General features: G+C 67.5%; 15 protein-coding genes, 1 tRNA gene and 1 other RNA gene. 8 read left to right on the plus strand and 9 right to left on the minus strand.

The genetic code is table 11. The features are described 5' to 3' along the window. The first annotated feature begins 49 nt into the window (after positions 1 to 49). Complete coding sequence (locus ACIQCN_RS09635) at positions 50 to 3178, plus strand: S8 family peptidase (RefSeq protein ID WP_400610635.1); 3129 nt, start codon at positions 50 to 52, stop codon at positions 3176 to 3178. Positions 3179 to 3251: 73 nt separating this feature from the next. Here ACIQCN_RS09635 and ACIQCN_RS09640 read toward each other — a convergent pair whose 3' ends face one another. From ACIQCN_RS09640 to ACIQCN_RS09650, 3 genes are read right to left on the minus strand one after another with little or no spacing between them, the layout of a single operon-like run. Further along, the gene (locus ACIQCN_RS09640; protein ID WP_400606633.1) at positions 3252 to 4229 is read right to left on the minus strand and encodes a 3-methyladenine DNA glycosylase; all 978 of its coding nucleotides are present in this window, start codon (positions 4227 to 4229) and stop codon (positions 3252 to 3254) included. Then, positions 4162 to 4737: an SSI family serine proteinase inhibitor gene (locus ACIQCN_RS09645; protein WP_400606635.1), complete on the minus strand. Its 576-nt coding sequence runs from the start codon at positions 4735 to 4737 to the stop codon at positions 4162 to 4164. The genes ACIQCN_RS09640 and ACIQCN_RS09645 overlap by 68 nt, the downstream gene beginning before the upstream one ends. A gap of 50 nt (positions 4738 to 4787) precedes the next feature. Continuing rightward, positions 4788 to 5240: a MarR family winged helix-turn-helix transcriptional regulator gene (locus ACIQCN_RS09650; protein ID WP_400610637.1), complete on the minus strand. Its 453-nt coding sequence runs from the start codon at positions 5238 to 5240 to the stop codon at positions 4788 to 4790. A gap of 74 nt (positions 5241 to 5314) precedes the next feature. Between ACIQCN_RS09650 and ACIQCN_RS09655 the strand changes: the two genes are divergently transcribed. Both ACIQCN_RS09655 and ACIQCN_RS09660 read left to right on the plus strand, forming a co-directional pair. Continuing rightward, positions 5315 to 5557 (plus strand): hypothetical protein, encoded by a 243-nt coding sequence (locus ACIQCN_RS09655; protein ID WP_400606638.1) that lies wholly within the window; start codon positions 5315 to 5317, stop codon positions 5555 to 5557. A gap of 108 nt (positions 5558 to 5665) precedes the next feature. Continuing rightward, on the plus strand, positions 5666 to 5881 hold the full coding sequence (locus ACIQCN_RS09660) for a hypothetical protein (RefSeq protein ID WP_400606640.1): 216 nt from the start codon (positions 5666 to 5668) through the stop codon (positions 5879 to 5881). 83 nt (positions 5882 to 5964) lie between these two features. Here the strand turns inward: ACIQCN_RS09660 and ACIQCN_RS09665 are convergent, their stop codons facing one another. The 5 genes from ACIQCN_RS09665 to ACIQCN_RS09685 all read right to left on the minus strand — a co-directional run bounded on the left by ACIQCN_RS09665 (position 5965) and on the right by ACIQCN_RS09685 (position 11810). After that, on the minus strand, positions 5965 to 7317 hold the full coding sequence (locus ACIQCN_RS09665) for an aspartate kinase (protein WP_400606642.1): 1353 nt from the start codon (positions 7315 to 7317) through the stop codon (positions 5965 to 5967). Between the two features lie 216 nt (positions 7318 to 7533). Continuing rightward, the gene (gene recR / locus ACIQCN_RS09670) at positions 7534 to 8133 is read right to left on the minus strand and encodes a recombination mediator RecR (RefSeq protein WP_400533056.1); all 600 of its coding nucleotides are present in this window, start codon (positions 8131 to 8133) and stop codon (positions 7534 to 7536) included. Positions 8134 to 8172: 39 nt separating this feature from the next. Continuing rightward, on the minus strand, positions 8173 to 11271 hold the full coding sequence (locus ACIQCN_RS09675) for a DNA polymerase III subunit gamma and tau (RefSeq protein WP_400610639.1): 3099 nt from the start codon (positions 11269 to 11271) through the stop codon (positions 8173 to 8175). A 51-nt stretch (positions 11272 to 11322) separates the two neighbouring features. After that, an RNA gene (ffs, locus tag ACIQCN_RS09680) (signal recognition particle sRNA small type) lies at positions 11323 to 11419 on the minus strand. Positions 11420 to 11483: 64 nt separating this feature from the next. Next, on the minus strand, positions 11484 to 11810 hold the full coding sequence (locus ACIQCN_RS09685; RefSeq protein ID WP_400610641.1) for a hypothetical protein: 327 nt from the start codon (positions 11808 to 11810) through the stop codon (positions 11484 to 11486). A gap of 302 nt (positions 11811 to 12112) precedes the next feature. Here ACIQCN_RS09685 and ACIQCN_RS09690 point away from each other — a divergent pair. Both ACIQCN_RS09690 and ACIQCN_RS09695 read left to right on the plus strand, forming a co-directional pair. Beyond that, positions 12113 to 12197, plus strand: a tRNA-Ser gene (locus tag ACIQCN_RS09690). A gap of 176 nt (positions 12198 to 12373) precedes the next feature. Next, entirely contained in the window at positions 12374 to 12748 is a 375-nt protein-coding gene (locus ACIQCN_RS09695; protein WP_400610643.1) for a VOC family protein, read from the plus strand. A 40-nt stretch (positions 12749 to 12788) separates the two neighbouring features. Here the strand turns inward: ACIQCN_RS09695 and ACIQCN_RS09700 are convergent, their stop codons facing one another. Then, positions 12789 to 13709 (minus strand): oxygenase MpaB family protein, encoded by a 921-nt coding sequence (locus ACIQCN_RS09700; RefSeq protein WP_400610644.1) that lies wholly within the window; start codon positions 13707 to 13709, stop codon positions 12789 to 12791. Positions 13710 to 13899: 190 nt separating this feature from the next. On the opposite strand from ACIQCN_RS09700, the gene ACIQCN_RS09705 reads away from it, so the two are divergent. The 3 genes from ACIQCN_RS09705 (at position 13900) to ACIQCN_RS09715 (ending at position 16799) form a co-directional block, all read left to right on the plus strand. Beyond that, positions 13900 to 15318, plus strand: a complete 1419-nt coding sequence (locus ACIQCN_RS09705) for a M23 family metallopeptidase (protein ID WP_400610645.1) — start codon at positions 13900 to 13902, stop codon at positions 15316 to 15318. Beyond that, positions 15281 to 15763, plus strand: a complete 483-nt coding sequence (locus tag ACIQCN_RS09710; RefSeq protein WP_400606656.1) for a glutathione peroxidase — start codon at positions 15281 to 15283, stop codon at positions 15761 to 15763. Before ACIQCN_RS09705 ends, ACIQCN_RS09710 begins: the two co-directional genes overlap by 38 nt. 115 nt (positions 15764 to 15878) lie before the next feature. Beyond that, positions 15879 to 16799 (plus strand): phosphodiesterase, encoded by a 921-nt coding sequence (locus ACIQCN_RS09715; RefSeq protein ID WP_400610647.1) that lies wholly within the window; start codon positions 15879 to 15881, stop codon positions 16797 to 16799. The last annotated feature ends 8 nt before the right edge of the window (positions 16800 to 16807 follow it).

Below are 16807 nucleotides of genomic sequence, written 5' to 3' on the forward strand. Positions count from 1 at the left end.
TCCGGCCCCCGTCTCTGGCCGGGCCGGGTACATCGTGAAAGGGTTGCACGTGAAATCAAGTGGAAAGAGCCCCGCCCGGGGCGGGGGACTCCGGAAGGCGGCCGCGCTTGCCGTCGGGCTACCGCTTCTCCTCTCGTCACTGTCCATGGGGCCTGCCACCGCGGCGCCGGACGGACCTGATGGAGGAGCCGCGGCATCCGGCCCGGAAACACCCCGATACGGGGATGGTCGCTACATCGTCGTCCTGACGGGCCCCGCAGCCGCGGCCTACGAGGGGCAGACGGCGGGCCTGGGCGCAACGAAGCCCCGGGCAGGCCGCAAGCTGGACGCGGGAAGCGCCAACTACAAGGCGTACGACGCGCACCTGCGCCGGCAGCAGCAGGCCGTGGCCGCGGACCAGGGGGTGACCGTGCGGAAACAGTTCACCGCAGCACTGAACGGGTTCAGCGCAGAACTCACAGCCAGCCAGGCAGCAGCGCTCGCAAAGGACAGCCGGGTGCTGGCCGTGGAGAAGGACGTGGAGAACGCTCCGGACTACACCGCCACCGACTTCCTCAGGCTCACCGGCCCGCAGGGTGTCTGGGCCACGCAGTTCGGCGGAGAAGCCAACGCGGGCAAGGGCACGGTGGTCGGCGTCATCGACACCGGCTATGCGCCGGACAACCCGTTCCTCCAGGGCGGGCCCGTCAAGCCGCTCGAAGGCGCCCCGCAGGTGGGCGTTCCCTACCTGGCCGGTGAGGGCCGGATCGCCATGCTTAAAGCGGACGGCACCACGTTCGAAGGCGAGTGCCAGCCGGGCCAGGGTACCGGCGCAGACTTCGACGGTTCTGAGTGCAACTCCAAGGTGATCGGCGCCCGCTATTTCGCGGACACGTTCCTCCAGTATGTGCCGGAAGCGAACCGCGCTCCGGAGGAGCTCATCTCCCCGGTGGACGTGGGCAGCCACGGCACCCACACCGCCAGCACCGCGGCAGGCAACGCCAATGTCCGGCAGGTCATTGATGGCGTGGACTTCGGCAAGAGCTCCGGCGTTGCCCCGGCAGCCAAGGTCTCCGTGTACAAGATCTGCTGGGAGGACAACAATCCCAACACCGGCGGCTGCTACACCTCGGCATCCCTGGAAGCCATCGAAGCCGCCCTCAAGGACGGCGTGGATGTTCTGAATTACTCCATCTCCGGGAACAACAGCAGCACCACCGATCCCGTGGCCCTCGCCTTCCTGAATGCCGCGTCTGCCGGAGTCTTCGTCTCGGCCTCGGCAGGCAACTCCGGCCCCGCCGCTTCCACGGTGAACCACGCTTCGCCGTGGCTCGCCTCCGTGGCGGCGTCCACGTTCCCCAGTGACCTGCTGGGAACCGTAAAGGTGTCCGACGGATCCCTGTACCGGGGTGCGTCCATCATGAAGGCAGGGGTGGCCGACGCCCCCGTTGTAATCGCCGCTGACGTTGCAGCCGCGGGCGCAGTGGACGCCAACCTCTGCGTATCCGGTTCCCTGGACGCCGAAAAGGTGGCGGGCAAGGTTGTGGTCTGCGACCGCGGCGTGGTTGCCCGGACGGAAAAGAGCCAGGAAGTCCTGGACAAGGGTGGCGTGGGCATGGTCCTGCTGAACCTCACCAGCAGTTCCGAGGACGCGGACAACCATGCGGTGCCCACGGTCCACGTCAACGCCCCCAAGAGCATCGACCTGAAATCCAAGCTGCAGGCCAACCCTGCCCTGACGGTGAGCCTGCTCAAGGGCGACCTGACCGGTGACGCGCCGGCCCCTGCCCCGCAGATCGCCGGATTCTCCTCGCGCGGACCCACCCTTGCTGCAGGCGGCGACCTGCTCAAGCCGGACATCGCCGCACCGGGCGTCAACGTCCTGGCCGGCGTCTCCACCATCGGGAACGCGGGCGAACAGTTCGGCTTCATGTCAGGCACCTCCATGGCGGCGCCGCAGATCGCCGGTTTTGGTGCACTGGCTTTGGCCAAGCAGCCCACGTGGAGTCCGGCGATGGTCAAATCGGCCATGATGACCACCGCCTACCCCCTGGTGAACGCGGACGGTGCGCCCAACACGGATCCGTTCCAGGGTGGAGCCGGGCACATCGACTCCACCCGGTTCACCGACCCCGGCCTGGTGTATAACTCGGGCGTCAAGGACTGGCTGGCCTACCTCAACGGCCAGGGTGTGGAAACCGGAGCTCCGCAGGCCGGTAGCATCGCAGCACGCGACCTGAACCTGCCGTCCATTGCCCTCGGCAGCCTGGTGGGAGAGGTCCAGGTGAAGCGCCGGCTGACCGCTCTGGTCCCGGGCCTCTACCGTGCCGAAGCCAGGATCCCCGGCGTGAGCGTCGATGTTGAACCCAAGTCGCTGAACTTCTCCAAGGCGGGCCAGACGCGCGATGTCACCCTGACCATCCGCAACATCAGCGCTCCCCTGGGCAAGTTTGCCGCCGGAACCGTGACCTGGAAGGGCCCCAGGACCGTGACTTCGCCCATCGCGGTCCGCCCGGTCGATGCGCAGATCGCGCCGTCCTTCTCCTTCACCTCTGACGCCGGGGCCGGCAGCGGAACCATGCCGCTGGTTTCCGGTTCAGACGGCCCCGTCGGCGTTGCCGTAGAAGGGCTTGCCCCGTTGAACCAGACCGCGATCAGCAAGACGCCGGGCCCGTACGCGCCGGCCAACGATGCCCACAACGCGCTGCTGCGGGTCACCGTGCCGGAAGGCGCCACGTTCGCCCGGATGGGGGTCCAGGCGGAGTCCGGAGACGTGGACTGGGACATGGTGGTGTATGTGCCCAATGGCTCCGGCGGGCTGACCGCCGTCCAGCGTGCCACGGCCGCGGCCAGCGAGTTCCTGGACCTGGAGTCGCCCCGCGCCGGAACGTACTACGTGGTGGTCAACCTCTACTCCACACCGGACAACGGTGCGGCTAACGCTGCGGTCCAGGCGGTGACGTTCAACGGTGACGCCGGAAACCTCGTGGTCGATCCGAACCCCATCGTGGCACCCAACGGCTCGGCCACCTCGGCCACGCTGAACTGGTCCGGCCTGTCTGAAGGTGCTTACCTGTCCCGCCTGAGCCTGGGTGAGAACGGGATCAGGACCTGGGTCAACGTCCGCGTGGGTGGCGGAACGGCCGCTCCCGCCGGCGCGCCTGAGCTGGCACCGGCACAGGCGGTCCCCGCAGGCTGACGCCGGTTGTCAGCCGAAACAGGATCCCCGGTCGGCCAGGGCTGCCCGGGGATCCTGCACGTGTCCGCCCGGTTCAGTCGTCCAGTCCTCCGCGGGCGGCGTCCAGCGCCGCCGCCAGCTTCTTCCGCAGGGCCGCGGCCTCAGCGGCGAACGCCCTTTGATGCTCCACATAGGCGGCTTTGCCTTGCGCGGTTTCAATCTGAATGGGCGGGTAACCCCACTCTTCCAGGTCGTAAGGGGAGGCCTGCATGTCCATGGCACGGATCCGCCAGGACAGTTCGAAGCAGTCCATCACCAGCCCGCTGGGGAGCGCCGGCAGCAGCTTGTACGCCCACTTGTAAAGGTCCATGTTGGCATGCAGGCAGCCGGGCTGTTCCATGGTCCGCTGCAGTTCCCGGGTGGGCTGGTGTTCGTTCAGCGGGAGGGCATCGGGCGTATAGAAACGGAACGCATCGAAGTGTGTGCACCGGATCCGGTTGTCCTTCACAACCCGGTCCGTGCCGGCTGCTCCCAAACGCAGCTGCAGGTACTCGTGGCGCAGGTCGAACCGGTCCTGTCGGTAGACCATGGCCCACTCGTGCAGGCCAAAGCAGCCGAACTGGGCCGGACGTGCTGCGGTGCCGCGGAGGATGATTTCGGCAAAGTCCACCGCATCCCGGCGGTCGGCCAGGAAGGCGGCCCGGTCGAAGGTGACCGCGGCGCTTCCCGCCGGCAGCCCCAGTGCGGTGAGTTCGCCGTCGTCCAGCGCCCTGTAGTGCTTCCATCCCAGGCGGTCCGCCGCCTCCCGCCCGGCCAGGACGGTGCCCGCTCCAGGATGCCAGCGGCGCAACTGCCCGGGTTTCTGCGTGTAGTAGGTGAAAAGGAAGTCTTCCACCGGATGCTTCCGGCCGGCGGCGCGGCGGGCAAGGTAAGGATCGGCGTAGCGGCTGACGCGCTGGTGGTGGGCAGCTTCCAGGGCCAGCCAGTCCTCGGCCGCCAGGAGCTTAAACTGCTCCACCGGCGGGGCCAAGGACGGCCTTCGCGGCGTCCCAGGCAGAGATTTCGCAGCCATCGGTGCGGCTGAAGGCGGCCTCCACCGGCACGCCGTCCACCACGCCGGAAACGGTTGCCTTTTGGGGCCCGCCGTACTGCTGCGTGCAGGCACGGTCGGGGCTCTTGGGCGGCGGGTTCAGCAGGGAGGCGTTGGCTTTGAGAGCGGCGCAGGCGGCGGCAGCGGAGGGGTGCTGGCTTTCGGCCGCGGGGACGCCGTTCTGGCAGACCAGCGTGTAATTCACTGCCGGCTTGCCTTCGTCCGGGATCACGGAGATGGCCAGTTCGGCGTTGCCCTTGCCCGGGCCGGAAGGAACTGCGGAAGGAGCCTCGGGCGAGGGAGCCGGGACGGTGGTCTCGGAGTCGGGAGCGGGCTCGGTGGGGGACGCCGGCGTGGTGCCGGGCGAGGAGGAGGCGCCCGACGGCGGCGTGGCGGACGTGCCGCCACCATCGCCGGGGGTACCGGTACAGGAAGTCATGAGCAGCGCGGCAAGTGCCGCGAACGCCAGGTGCAGCCGCATTGTACGCATCACGCCGATGCCTCCTTCGTTTCTTCGATTCTAGCCCCGGGACTCGGATCCTACTCAGTGGTGGCGGCGATCAGGCCCATCATGGACGCATGCAGTTCGGTGACCTGGCTGCGGGTCAGGCCCAGGCGCTCCATCATGGTTCCCGGCACTTTCAGGGCCTCCTGGCGCAGGGCTGCACCGGCCGGTGTGAGTTCGACTGCGAGTGCGCGCTCATTTCCGTCGGCCCGCCGCCGAGTGAGGTAGCCGGCCGTTTCGAGGCGCCGCAGCAGCGGGGAGATGGTGGCGGGCTCCAGGGCAAGCGCCTGGCTGATGTTGCGGACGGTCCGGGGGCTTTCCTCCCACAGGCACAGCATGACCAGGTACTGCGGATGTGTGAGGTTGAGCCGCTCAAGCACCGGCTTGTACGCGCCCACCACGCTGCGTGCAGCGACGGTAAGGGCGAAACAGAGCTGGTGCTCCAGGAGGAGATCGTCCTCCCGGGTTTCACTGGATGTGGCAGTCATGAAACCTCCAATTGTTAGTGCACTAATGATTAGCGTACACTCCAAGCAGGAAACCAAGCGGAAGGAACAGGTTCATGGGCAAGGCTGGCCCGGAGGGCAAGGAAAACGCAGCGCAACGCTTCATGCGGGCCACCGGCCGGCTTCGCGCGGTTTTTGGACCGGCCAGCAGTTCCGCACTCGGTCATGACATGACCGAAGAAAACCGCAGGCTCCTGGAACAGCGGCAGGCCGAAACCCGCCAGTGGGAAACCGTGACCCGGCCGGACGGCAGCACTTACGTGGTCCCGCGGAACCCCGGGGACAAGTCCCTGCGCTGAGTTCCTCCCGGGCCGGATCCTTTCGCTGCCCCCGGGCGTAAAATGGCCTCACTGGCCGCCTGCGGAGGCGGCCGCACTTTCCCGATACCCGGGAAGGAGGTGGAAACAGTGGCACATGTACTCAGCGGCTTCATGAGCCTTACGGACAAGCTCCGGTTCCTGTTCGGACCTGCCACCCGGCTGGACGCCGATACGCCTGTAGTGCACAAACACGATGAGTTTGAACGCGCCTCCGAAGAGGACCTCGCGCACTTCATCGTGGAAAGCGATTCCTCCGGCCACCATTACGCGGTGCGCCGCGAGGACCTTGAGAAACTGGCCTAGGAGCCGTAGACACGCCAAAGGCGCCCGGGAGCCCCGGGCGCCTTTGGCTGTGGCATGTGGTGCCGCGGTATCGCCAGCCTGGTCTACCGGCCTGTGCCGCCGTAGACGGTGGCTTCCGCATCGCCGTCCAGATCGAACGCCTTGTGGATCACACGGACGGCCTCGTCCAGCAGGTCTGCATGCGTCACCACTGAGATGCGGATCTCGGAGGTGGAGATCATGTTGATGTTGATGCCGGCGTCGGACAGGGCCTTGAAGAACGTGGCGGAAACGCCGGGGTGCGAACGCATGCCGGCGCCCACCAGCGAGAGCTTGCCGATCTTCTCGTTGTATTCGATGCTCTCGAAGCCGATCTGGTCCTGGGCGGCGTGCAGGGCTGCCAGGGCGTCAGCGCCTTCCACAATGGGCAGGGTGAACGAGATGTCCGTCCGGCCGGTGCCGTGGGTGGACACGTTCTGCACGATCATGTCGATGTTCGAGTGTGCGTCCGCGATGACCTGGAAGATCGCGGCAGCCTTGCCGGGAATGTCCGGGACGCCCACCACGGTGACCTTGGCTTCGGAACGGTCATGTGCAACGCCGGAGATGATTGGCTGCTCCAAGGCGACTCCCTCTTGTGTGGTGATTTTGTCTTCGGCGCTGGGGATGACCCAGGTGCCTTCGTGGTGGCTGAAAGAGGACCGGACGTGCAGCGGGACCCCAAAGCGGCGGGCGTACTCGACGCAGCGCAGGTGCAGGATCTTGGCGCCCGAAGCGGCGAGCTCCAGCATCTCCTCGCTGGAGATCCTGGAGACCTTCTGCGCGGACGGAACCACGCGCGGGTCTGCCGTGTAAATGCCGTCCACGTCCGTGTAGATTTCGCACACGTCCGCCTCGAGGGCCGCGGCCAGCGCCACGGCGGTGGTGTCCGAACCGCCTCGGCCCAGCGTGGTGATCTCGTTCGTGGAGCGGCTCATGCCCTGGAAGCCTGCCACGATGGCGATGTTGCCCTTGTCCAGGGCCGTGCGGATCCGGTGCGGGTCGACGTCGATAATCCGTGCCTTGCCGTGGATGCCGTCGGTGATCATGCCGGCCTGCGAGCCGGTGAACGATTGGGCGCTGGCGCCGAGCTTGTTGATGGCCATGGCCAGCAGTGCCATGGAGATGCGTTCGCCGGCCGAGAGCAGCATGTCCATCTCGCGGGCGGGGGCCGAATCGGTGACCTGCGCGGCGAGGTCCAGCAGTTCGTCCGTGGTGTCGCCCATGGCGGAAACCACCACCACTACCTCGTTGCCGGACCGCTGGGCTGCCACCACCCGGGCCGCAACGCGCTTGATGCCGTCCGCGTCGGCCACAGACGAGCCGCCGAACTTCTGGACGATGAGCTGTTTGGTTACCGCATGGCCCGCGGGCAGCTCCTGCGTTGCGTTGTGCACTTCGGTAGTGGGCGTACTCATGCGCGTACCTTCACTGGGTCATTGGGGGTTCTGGCGGCCAGGCAGCCTGACGCCTAAGGCGGCGGGACTTCTCCGGACAGTTTATCGCTGCCCGCAGCGCGGGTGGAATTGTGTCATGCCGTCGTCCAGCTCCTCCGGCAGGCAGGCATCGCAGTAGGGTTGATGGGCTGGCCACATGGCGTGGCCCGAGGGCCCTCAGGAAAACACGAAGCCGGATCAGCTGAGGGCGTTGCGCCGGCCCTCGAAGGCACGCCCCAGCGTGACTTCGTCGGCGTATTCGAGGTCGCCGCCCACGGGGAGGCCCGAGGCGAGGCGTGTCACCGTGATGCCGATGGTCTTGAGCATGCGTGCCAGGTAGGTTGCTGTCGCTTCGCCTTCGAGGTTCGGGTCCGTGGCGATGATGACTTCCTGGATGGCGCCGTCATTCAGCCTGGTCAGCAGTTCCCGGATGCGGAGCTGTTCCGGGCCCACGCCCGCAATGGGATTAATGGCGCCGCCCAGCACGTGGTACCGGCCGCGGAAGCTCCGGGTGCGCTCTACCGCAAGCACGTCCTTGGATTCCTCGACCACGCAGATCACTGCCGGATCGCGGCGCGGGTCCCGGCAAATGTTGCAAAGTTCCTGTTCCGTGACGTTGCCGCAGACCGTGCAGAACTTCACCCGGTCCTTGACGGTGGTGATCGCGTCCACCAGGCGCTTCATGTCCTGCGGATCCGCTTCGAGGATGTGAAACGCCAGCCGCTGGGCGGATTTCGGCCCGACGCCAGGAAGGCGTCCGAGCTCGTCGATCAGCTCCTGGACAGCACCTTCGTACACAATTTCCTCTTTAGCTTGGTGTGGATGGAGGCTGGCCGATCAGTAGCGGCGTGCGACGGGGCTGCCGTCGGCGGACCGTTCCTCAATCAGTTTCCCGCCCAGAATACGCTCCACCGCCGCACGGCCGAACACGCCGGACTCCTCAATGGTTTCGTCATCCGCGCTCGGGATGTCCTGGACGTACGTGGCGGCCGCGGCGACCGCCTTGGCCGGAGCCTTGGCCCGGCCGGCCTCGGCTTCGGGGCTGTTGGACAGCCGCTGGTACAGGCTTTGCCGGGTCCCGGCCCCGGACGGCGGGGCGGCGACGGCGGCTGTTGCCGTGACCGTCGCGGCTGAGGCGGCAGTTGCCGCCGCGCCGGTTGCCGACGCCATGGCGTATTCCCGGGCAGGTTCAGCCGGAGGGTTCACCGGAATGGACGGCGGCACCTGGGCCATGGCCGGCTCATAGTGAGGTGCCGGTGCTGCTGCCGGTTCTTTGGCTGCAGGAACGTTCGACGGCGGCTGCCTGCCGACGTTGGTGGCCTCGCCAACCACCCACACGCCCGGCGCCTGTTCCACGGCACGCGCCCAGGGATCGGCGTCCGGATCGTTGCCGCCGGGGGTGGCTTGCCGGGAAGGGGTGGTTGAGGCGGCGGGTGCCTCCTCGATCACGGCAGCGCCGGCCACCGCGGCGCCGGTCCGGGCAGAGGTGGGCTGGGGGCGCTGCCGCGAGGACGGCTCCCAGTCCAGAGGGGGCTCTTCCTCAAGCGGTGGCGCGTCCTCGTCGCGGGGTGGACCCCAGTCGTCATCCGAGTACGAGTAATCACCGGCCGGAGGTGCCGGCTGGGCGGCAGGAGTCGACCGTGACGCGGGCGACTCGGCCGTTGCCGCCTGGGGTGCCGGTGACGGTGCCGGGTTCTGCACAGGAGCAGGTGCGGATGGCTGCGTGGCAGGACCGGGAGCGGTGCTGAGGGCAGGGCTGTCAAGCGGCGTTGATGCACCGGCAGGTGCCTGGGCAGGGACGGCGGCAGGAGCAGGAGCCAGGCCCCATGCCACGTCAGCCGAAGTAGGCGCCGCCGCCGGACCGGCGGACGCCGCCGGTCTGGCCGGCGCTTTTGGGTTTGGCTCAGAGCTCGCCTTGCTCGTATTGCCCACAGCAGCGTTCCCTGCCGCCGCATTGATCTGGCAGTCGATTCCCGTCGTCTTATGGATCGCCTGCCTGAGGTTCTCCGAATGGTCGGCCCGGCCGAATGCGCCGGCCAGTCCCGGCGTCGCGAAAGCGAGGGTAAGGACCTGGCCGTCGAAGGCGCTGACCTGGGCATTCGGTTCCACCAATGCCCAGGTGCTGCGCTTAATTCCGGCAAGTGTCTGCAGCACATTGGGCCACGCCCGGCGCAGCACCTCAACGTCACCTGACGGTCCGGCTGGCGCTGGCGGGGCAGGCGGCCCGGCCTGTTCAGGCTGCACAGCCGCAGCGATGGACGGTGCCGCGGAGGGCGCAGCCTGTGGTTCGGTAGTCCGGACCGGCGCCTGGGATGAGGCGGACGGCTGCGCGGTCCGTTTCTCAGCAGGCTGTTGACCGGCCGGCTGTTGCCCGTCTGGGTACTCCCGGCCGGCCGGCACGTTTCCGGGACCCGTTTCCGGGTCGGAGGCGCGGGCCGCCGAGGGCTGGTCCACAGGCCAGTCGTTCGTGCTCACGCGAGGAGGAGTGAGGGAAGCCCGTTGCGGTGCCGTTTCCGCGGCTGACTGTCCCGCGGGCTTGGCCGCAGGGGTAGTCTTCGGTGCAGGTGCAGGTGCAGGTGCAGGTGCAGGTGCAGGTGCAGGTGCAGGTGCAGGTGCAGGTGCAGGTGCAGGTGCAGGTGCAGGTGCAGGTGCTTCCGGCGCGGGCGCCTGTAGTGCCGGCGCAGGCGGCGCCTGGGCAGTCCGCTGGTGCGGGGTACCCGCCTCGACACTGGCACTTTGGGTGGCGGGAGCGCCGACGTCGTTCCCTTCATAGCTCAACCGGCGTTCGACGCGGTCAATCCGCGCGGCAATTCCGCGCTCATTCTGGTCCGAACTGGGCAGGAGGATGCGCGCACACAGCAGCTCCAGGTGCAGCCGAGGCGAGGTGGCTCCGGTCATCTCCGTCAGCGCCGTGTTGGTCACGTCCGCGGCGCGGGAAAGCTCGGCGGATCCCAGGTTGTGGGCCTGATTCTGCAGCCGGGCGATCTGGTCGGCCGGCATTCCGCGCAGGATGGTCTGCGCGCTCTCCGGCATGGCCTTGACGATGATCAGGTCCCGGAAGCGTTCCAGGAGGTCTTCCACGAAGCGGCGCGGGTCGTGCCCGGTCTGGATGACCCGGTCCACCGCCCGGAAGACGGTGGCAGCGTCCGAAGCGGCCACGGCCTCGACGACATCATCCAGCAGCGAGGCATGGGTGTAGCCCAGGAGTGCGACGGCGAGCTCATAGTCCAGGCCGGTTGGGCCGGCGCCGGCCATGAGCTGGTCCAGGACGGACAGTGAATCACGGACAGAGCCGCCGCCCGCGCGGATGACCAGGGACAGGACTCCGGGCGCAACAGGCACGTTCTCCTGGTTGCAAAGCTGTTCCAGGTACGCCATTAGCGGTTCGGGCGGCACCAGCCGGAACGGGTAATGGTGCGTGCGGGAGCGGATGGTCCCGATGACCTTGTCCGGTTCCGTCGTGGCAAAGATGAACTTGATGTGTTCCGGCGGCTCTTCGACGATCTTCAGCAGGGCGTTAAACCCCGCCGACGTCACCATGTGGGCTTCGTCGATGATGAAGATCTTGTAGCGGTCCCGGACGGGGGCATAGGTGGCGCGCTCGCGGAGGTCGCGGGCATCATCCACGCCGCCGTGGCTCGCGGCATCGATCTCGATGACGTCCAGGGAACCCGATCCGCCCCGGGCCAGTTCCACGCAGCTGGGGCAGGTACCGCAGGGGGTGTCCGTGGGGCCTTCGGCGCAGTTCAGGCAGCGCGCCAGGATGCGTGCCGAGGTGGTCTTGCCGCAACCCCGGGGGCCCGAGAAAAGGTAGGCGTGGTTAACGCGGTTCTTCCGGAGGGCCGTCATCAGCGGCTCCGTGACGTGTTCCTGCCCGATAACGTCAGCAAAGGAATCAGGACGGTATCTGCGGTAGAGGGCGGTAGTAACTGTCACAGAGGAAACCCTACCAATCCGGGCTGACAAGCCGCCGCCCTGTGGAGGAATAGTAAAGACCCCCCATGCACCCGCCAGAGCCCATTTACCCTTGCTACCTTCCGGTCCTGGGGGAGTTCAACAGGATGACGCCACATGAGGGGCCGTCAGATACTTTACCCGAGATCGGGGTGTGACTCGAATCGGCGGGGCGCCGGATGTCTTGTCGCTCTTCAGTGACGCCAGCCGTCCACCGGCCAGGTCATGAACGCCGGTTCTTCGTAGGGGTGGGCTGCGCGCAGGGCGGCCACTACGGCTGCGAGGTTGGGCTTCTCCACTACGCACTCCACCCTGTCCTCGGATACCGCTTCGGGCTTCCCGATGCTGCCGAGGTATGGCCTTGCCCCGTCCAGCGGAGTAAACCGGCCTGACCCTGGAGTGACGAAGGAGCAGTGCGAGTAGTCACCGATCCGTCCGGCTCCGGCGTCGCCGATTGCGGCCAGGATCCGGTCGGTGTGGGACGCAGGGACGTAAATTATCATTGCGTGCAGCTCGGTCATGGGTCCCATGGTGCAGCATCGAACTCCGTGAATCACCCTCAATCCGGACCGAACCGTTGATTATCCAGCGCGCACCCCTGATCATGGGTATGTACACCGATTGGGGCAATCTCCAGATTGTGAGCTGCGGGGCCTGGCAGGCGGGGGCGGACCCGGCAGCTCAATGGTGTACCACGAAGTGGGCGCATTGGGGGCGTCCATTTTCGCGTTAACAACGGCGCCCCCACGCGCTGACGTCCCTCAATTGGGCGATGCGGAAATCTTCAGGTACTCTAGTATCTGCTTTTGATTCAGAAGCAGCTGGAGAATTCGCCTAGCGGCCTATGGCGCACGCCTGGAACGCGTGTTGGGTTAACGCCCTCGGGGGTTCAAATCCCCCATTCTCCGCCGAGCTGATGTCTTACAACATCAGGCTGCACCCCCGGTCTTCGGACCGGGGGTGTTTTCGTATTCGTGGTGTACCTCATTTCGGGCCGCGCCGGCGCTGACGCGTCGACCACCATTTTGGGCGCCAAGACGGGGCCGGCCTTTTTCCCGGCCTGCGCGCTCCGTACACTGGGCCCATGTCATGCCGAATCAGCGAACTTGTCCTTGACTGCTCCGACCCCGAGACGCTCGCCCGCTTCTGGAGCGAGGTCCTCGGCTATGTGGAGCTTGACCGTGAGGACGGCGCCATCGAGATCGGTCCGCCCAAGGGGTTCGGCGGCCTGCAGCCCACCATCATCCTGAGCCCCAGCACCGATCCTCGGACCGGGAAGCTGCCGCTGCACATTGACGTCAGCCCGGTGGACCGCGACCAGGACGCGGAGCTGGAGCGGCTGCTTGCCCTGGGCGCCCGGCCGGCCGACGTGGGGCAGACCGGCAACGAGCCGTGGCACGTCCTGGCCGACCCGGAGGGCAACGAGTTCTGCCTCCTCCGCAAGCGCCTGGACGCCTGAGCCCCCGGCCGCCTGACCCCGGAGCTCGGCGCCGTGTCATTCATGCACGCGGCGCGGCCACGCCCAGGCGGCGGAGCCGTTCCCGGGCTGCCAGTTCGCTGGGGCCCTTGCGTCCCAGCATGAGATGGACGACGCCGAGGACCGCCCGGGTGCCCAGCCGCACCGGAAGCGGGAAGGGTCCAAGCCGGGGAACAGTGAGCCCCAGCATTCGCCGGTACCGCGGCTCCAGGCTGTACACCGCGCCGGCGAACAGGATCCGGTAGCCGGGCCGCAGCAGGGGATGCAGCGGCGGGTTCCGGATGAACTCCACGGTTTCGGCCACCCGGGCGTCCGCCCTGAGTTCGCCGCGGCGGTACCAGTCATCCAGCTGCCGCCGCAGATCCACCTCGCTCATCGGCGGATCGGCCACGCCCATGAGTCTGCCTGCCTGCGCCCATTCCCGGACGTAAGCATCGGGTCCGCCGGGAATTGGCTTGCCCCAGATCAGGTGCGCGGCAAGGAATCCGTCCGTGAATGCGAGGTGGATCCAGGCCCCGAGCTCGGGGTCGTTGGCGCTGTACTCCCGCAGTGATCCATCGTTGCCGCGGTAGGTGCCCTGCACCGGCCCGTGCAGCACGCGCACCCTGCGTGAGGCTTCTTCCGCGGCAGCCCTGGAGCCGTAGGTCACAGTGAAAATCCAGCGGATGGTGGCCGCCAGCCGCGCCAGCGGATCAGCCTGGAAGTCCGAATGCTCGTGCACTCCCGCCAGCGCCCCGGGGTGCAGCGACTGCATGAGGAGTGTGCGTATGCCGCCCACGATCGGGGACATGGAACCATGCACGGCCCACACTGCCGACCCGGGCAGGTGGTAGCCGGCGTCATCCCCGTCGGCCAACCGCAGCGTCCACTCCGGCGGCGTGTCCGACTTGCCCGTGAACGTTTTCCTCAGTTCGTCCCGCCAGATCCGGAAAAGCCCTCGCATACCCCATTGTGGGCAGGCCGGAGCGGGGATATCCACATAATTCCCGAAGGGGTTCCCACAGCGCCGAAGCGTATGGTCCCATGGAAATTACCGTCGAGACAGCGAGCGGTCCGCGACGTCCTGGAGCAGTCGATTGGGCAAGGTACGGGGACACAACAGGGGCAACAGCCGGCAGGGACCGGGGAGTGCCGTGCGCCTGTTCGCCGTTTCCCGCGCCGCCGCCGCTGGCGCGCTTTCCCTGGTCCTGGGCACCTTGCTCCTGCCGGGCGGCAGCGGAAACAGCTTGCCGCTTCACCCCGGTGGCCCGGCCGCTGTGGTGGGGGCGGCCAGCCGGCAGGCAGCGGGCGTGGTGGGCGCAGGGATGCTGGCCCCCGCCCTGACCGCGAACATCCGCGCGGCGGTGGACTTCCCGCGCACGGCGGTGGCTGCCCACGCACTCCCGCCAGGGGGCGGAGATGCCCGCGGCATTACCTCGTGGAACCAGGCCGCGCGGGCCTTCAAAGTGCTCACGGCCGGCGCAGTGAGGCTGCCCGCAGGCTACCTGATAGCCCCTCTGCAGGTTCTGGTGCCGACGTCGCCGTTCGGCCCGCGGGCCAGCCCTATCAGCGGACTGCCAGGGGATTTCCACCTGGGCCAGGACTACGCGGCCGCGTGCGGCACGCTGGTATATGCGGCCGATTCCGGCGTGGTGCGCGCCGCCGGCTGGCACCCCTGGGGTGGCGGGAACCGCGTGGAGGTGGACCATGGCAACGGGCTGGTCACCACCTACAACCATCTGGAATCCATTGCCGTGCGCCCCGGCGACGCGGTGGCAGCCGGCGGGACCATTGCCCGCGTCGGCAGCACCGGGTGGTCCACCGGCTGCCACTTACATTTCGAGGTCATCCTCAACGGCCGCCACATCAACCCGCTCACCTGGACCCTCCTGCCGCTTTCCGCGCTCGCCGACCTCCCGCCTGCGCGTCCGGACGCCCCGGCGTTGTCCTTCCTTCCCGGAACAGGCAACTCCGAGGGTGGCGAACCCTCGCGTTGGCCGCCCTTCTCGGGAAGTACGACGACGGCGCCCGCTCCTCCTGCGACACCGGCGTCCTCGGCGGTGCCTCCGCCCGCACCCACGCCGTCCGCAGTTGCTCCGCCGGCCGCCCCGCCGCCGACAGAGCAGGCGTCCCCGCCACCGCCGACAGAGCAGACGTCCCCGCCACCGCCTCCACCCTCGCCGGTCACCCTCGAACCAGCAGTGCCCGTTCCCGTCCCCACGGACCCAGCCGCACCGACAGAACAGGAGCCGGCCCCTGCAGCGCCCACGCCCACGGCGCCCACGCCCATAGAACCCATGCCCACCGAAACGGTTCCAGCGAAAGCTGCGCCGGCAAAACCGGCCTCCAATAGTCCGTTGCCCCCGGAACCACCGGCCGGGCCGGCCCTCCCGGGGGAGGAGGCACCGCCGTCGTCCGCTGCCCGGGCGACACCCGGCAAGGACAAATGCGGTCAGGAAATTCCCAGCAGGGACCAGTACGCTGGACTGCCTGAAACGAACCATCAGTATGGACACCTTCGTGAGGACGCAGCCTGTGGCATCCCTGTACCAAATTCCCCTGATCCTGAATGACGGAACGGCTACGGATTTCGGCCGGTTCCGGGGAAAAGTGGTGATGGTGGTGAACGTCGCCTCGCAATGCGGGTTCACGCCGCAGTACGCGGGCCTTGAAGCGCTCTACGGAAAGTTCAGGGACCGCGGATTCGAGATCCTGGGCGTGCCGTGCAACCAGTTCGCGGGGCAGGAGCCCGGCAGCGACAGCGAAATCGCGGAGTTCTGCCAGCGCAACTTCGGTGTCACCTTTCCGCTGACGGCCAAGGCGGACGTCCGCGGGAAGTCCCGGCACCCGCTCTACACGGAACTGACCAGGTTCAAGAACGGCCCGCTGCCGGGGCTGGTGAAGTGGAACTTCGAAAAGTTCCTGGTGGGCAGGGACGGTGTGGTGGCTGCCCGGTTCGCCCCCACTGTCGAGCCGGACTCGGCCCAGGTCATCGACGCCGTTGAGGCACTGCTTTAACTTTTTTCCACATAGGCGGCCGCAATTCGTCCAAAATTCACCAAATGTCTGATTGGATAAACCTTACTGAAGGGTACAAGGGAAGAGCGGCTTCCCACCGACCACAGAGGTAGCAATGGAGCACATCGAGGCCGAACATCCCCGGCCACGCCACTTCCTACTCCACCTGAGCGATCCCCATCTGGTAGGCGGGCCAGAGCCCCTCTACGGCGCCGTTGACAGCGAAGCCCGGCTGATCCAGCTCTTCGAAGAAGTCAAAGAGTCCGGCGCGCGGCCCGAGGCCGTCATCTTCACCGGCGACCTCGCGGACAAGGGCGATCCGGAAGCCTACGCCAAGCTGCGCGCCATCGTGGAACCCGCCTGCACCGAGATGGGCGCCGACGTCATCTGGGCCATGGGCAACCACGACAACCGGGCCAACTTCCGCAAGGGCCTGCTTGACCAGCCCGGAACCGATGCTCCCGTGGACCATAGCTACTTCATCAACGGCCTGCGCATCATCACCATGGACACCTCGGTCCCGGGGTTCCATCACGGCGAACTCAGCGCCACGCAGCTCGAATGGCTCGCCGCGGAGCTGGCAACCCCCGCCCCGGACGGCACCATCCTGGCCCTGCACCATCCGCCGGTTCCGTCGGTGCTGGATCTGTCGGTCCTGGTGGAGCTCCGGGACCAGAGCTCCCTGGCCGCCGTGGTGCGCGATTCCGACGTCCGCACCATCCTGGCCGGCCACCTGCACTACTCCACCACAGCCACGTTCGCCGGAATCCCGGTCTCCGTCGCTTCGGCCAGCTGTTACACCCAGGACCTCAACGTACCGGTGGGCGGGACCCGCGGCCGGGACGGCGGACAGGCGTTCAACCTGGTCCACGTCTACGAACACACCATTGTCCATTCGGTCGTGCCGTTGGGCGGCTCGGCCACGGTGGGGGAGTACGTGACTCCGGCGGAGACGGCGCGTCGGCTCGAGGCTGCCGGCATCCGCATCCCTGAGACCGCCAAGCGCGGCACCGTCAGACAACCCTCGTCGCGCTAGGCGGCGCG

This window comes from Pseudarthrobacter sp. NPDC092424 (genome assembly GCF_044754925.1).
Classification (GTDB): Bacteria; Actinomycetota; Actinomycetes; order Actinomycetales; family Micrococcaceae; genus Arthrobacter.

Excerpts from the sequence above, each read along its gene's own strand:
- ACIQCN_RS09640 (WP_400606633.1), bottom strand. The coding sequence starts at position 4,229 with ATGGCTGCGAAATCTCTGCCTGGGACGCCGCGAAGGCCGTCCTTGGCC.
- ACIQCN_RS09645 (WP_400606635.1), bottom strand. The coding sequence starts at position 4,737 with ATGCGTACAATGCGGCTGCACCTGGCGTTCGCGGCACTTGCCGCGCTG.
- ACIQCN_RS09650 (WP_400610637.1), bottom strand. The coding sequence starts at position 5,240 with ATGACTGCCACATCCAGTGAAACCCGGGAGGACGATCTCCTCCTGGAG.
- ACIQCN_RS09655 (WP_400606638.1), top strand. The coding sequence starts at position 5,315 with ATGGGCAAGGCTGGCCCGGAGGGCAAGGAAAACGCAGCGCAACGCTTC.
- ACIQCN_RS09665 (WP_400606642.1), bottom strand. The coding sequence starts at position 7,317 with ATGAGTACGCCCACTACCGAAGTGCACAACGCAACGCAGGAGCTGCCC.
- ACIQCN_RS09685 (WP_400610641.1), bottom strand. The coding sequence starts at position 11,810 with ATGACCGAGCTGCACGCAATGATAATTTACGTCCCTGCGTCCCACACC.
- ACIQCN_RS09695 (WP_400610643.1), top strand. The coding sequence starts at position 12,374 with ATGTCATGCCGAATCAGCGAACTTGTCCTTGACTGCTCCGACCCCGAG.
- ACIQCN_RS09700 (WP_400610644.1), bottom strand. The coding sequence starts at position 13,709 with ATGCGAGGGCTTTTCCGGATCTGGCGGGACGAACTGAGGAAAACGTTC.
- ACIQCN_RS09715 (WP_400610647.1), top strand. The coding sequence starts at position 15,879 with ATGGAGCACATCGAGGCCGAACATCCCCGGCCACGCCACTTCCTACTC.